Here is a 1,880-nt window from a genome sequence, read left to right as displayed (position 1 = left end):
CGTAGCCGGCGGGCGCGGGTGGCGCAGGCGGGGCACTTGCTCTCTTGGGTGGCGCCGCAGGGCATGTCGATGACTTCGGTCTGCCCGGAGTCGAGCCACGCCGTAGGCGGCCCGGTCGATGGCGAGGGCCGCGCAGAGCCGGGCGGGTCCGCGCGCGAGATCGACGTCCCGGCGTACGGCGGCTCGCCGTTCCCGGGCCACGTCGAGGCCGTCGACCACCTCGCCGGCGCGCAGCAGCACCGCCGACGCCTCCCCGTCCGGGCCGGTCACCACGTTCACGCACCAGTGCATCCCGTACGTGAAGTACACGTACGCGTGCCCGGACGGGCCGAACATCACCGCGTTGCGCGGGGTACGGCCGCGGTGGGCGTGTGAGGCGGGGTCGCCCGCGGTGCCCGCGTACGCCTCGACCTCGGTGATCCGCACGGTCACTCCCCCGGCGGAGAGCCGGCAGCCGAGCAGGCCGCGGGCCGCCGGCACGACCGGGCCGGCGAGCAGATCGGCCAGGGCCGCGAGGTCGGCGGGTCGCCGGTCGGAGTACGTCACCACGGTCACCGACCCTATCCGGCCGTGACGCGGGTCGCCCGGCACTACTGATAAGGCGAGGCTTACCTTAGAGTGGGTGCCCGTGACACCCCTGTCCTCCCTGCTCCCGGCCGTCGGGGCGGTGCCGTTCGTCCGCGAACTGGCCGCCCACGGGGACCGTCCCGCCGTCATCACCCGGGACGGGGAGACCACGTACGCCGAACTCGCCGACCGGGTCGCGCGGACCGCCGCCCGGCTGGGTACGGCGCGCCGCCTGGTCCTGGTGGTCGGTGCGAACACGCTCGACTCGCTGGTGGCGTACCTGGCCGCGCTGCACGCCGGCCACCCCGTCCTGCTGGTGCCGGGCGGGCACGACGCGGCGGTGGCCTCCCTGGTGGCGGCGTACGACCCGGACGTGGTCGTCGGCCCGGCCGACGGCGGCTGGCGGATCGTGCAGCGGCGGGCCGCCTCCGCCCACGACCTGCACCAGGACCTGGCGCTGCTGCTCAGCACGTCCGGCTCGACCGGATCGCCGAAGCTGGTGCGGCTGTCGCACGCCAACCTCCAGGCCAACGCCGAGTCGATCGCCGGGTACCTGGGCATCCGGGACACCGACCGGGCGGCCACCACGCTGCCGCTGCACTACTGCTACGGCCTGTCGGTGGTCAACAGCCACCTCGCCCGGGGCGCGGCGCTGGTGCTGACCGACCTGTCGGTGGCCGACGGCTGCTTCTGGGAGCTGTTCCGGGCCACCCGGGCCACCACGTTCGCCGGGGTGCCGTACACCTTCGACCTGCTGGACCGGGTCGGCTTCGCCGGGATGGACCTGCCGCACCTGCGCTACGTCACCCAGGCCGGCGGCCGGCTCGCGCCGGAGCGGGTGGTGCGCTACGCCGAGCTGGGGCGACGGGCCGGCTGGGACCTCTTCGTCATGTACGGCCAGACCGAGGCGACCGCGCGGATGGCGTACCTCCCTCCGGACCTGGCGCTCGACCGCCCGACGGCGATCGGCGTGCCGGTGCCCGGCGGCGCCTTCCGGCTCGCGCCGGTCGCGGACCACGCGGACCCGGCGGTCGGTGAGCTGGTCTACGCTGGCCCGAACGTCATGCTGGGCTACGCCGAGTCCCCCGCCGACCTGGCGCTGGGCCGGACGATCGACGAGCTGCACACCGGCGACCTGGCCCGGCGCGGCGCGGACGGCCTGTGGGAGATCGTCGGCCGGCGCAGCCGGTTCGCCAAGATCCTCGGCCTGCGGATCGGGTCCAACGTGATGCCGGGGATGAGCAGCGTGGCCAGCCAGAAGGCCAACGCCGTCGTGGCCAGCCGGATCAGCAGCCCTTTCAGGAAACCCATGG

General features: G+C 74.8%; 2 protein-coding genes. One reads left to right on the top strand and one right to left on the bottom strand.

The window, feature by feature from the left end:
• The coding region (locus AB0I76_RS28985; protein WP_357042056.1) for a DNA-3-methyladenine glycosylase at positions 1 to 546 on the bottom strand (546 nt) is incomplete at its 3' end.
• 76 nt (positions 547 to 622) lie between these two features.
• Here AB0I76_RS28985 and AB0I76_RS28980 point away from each other — a divergent pair.
• Positions 623 to 1,880 (top strand): AMP-binding protein (locus AB0I76_RS28980; RefSeq protein ID WP_357042053.1); only part of this gene is annotated, 1,258 nt, incomplete at its 3' end.

This window comes from Micromonospora sp. NPDC049799, assembly GCF_040656655.1.
Lineage (GTDB): Bacteria > Actinomycetota > Actinomycetes > Mycobacteriales > Micromonosporaceae > Micromonospora.
Note: the sequence above shows the minus strand (reverse complement) of the source record. Positions and strands in the feature narration are given on the sequence as shown.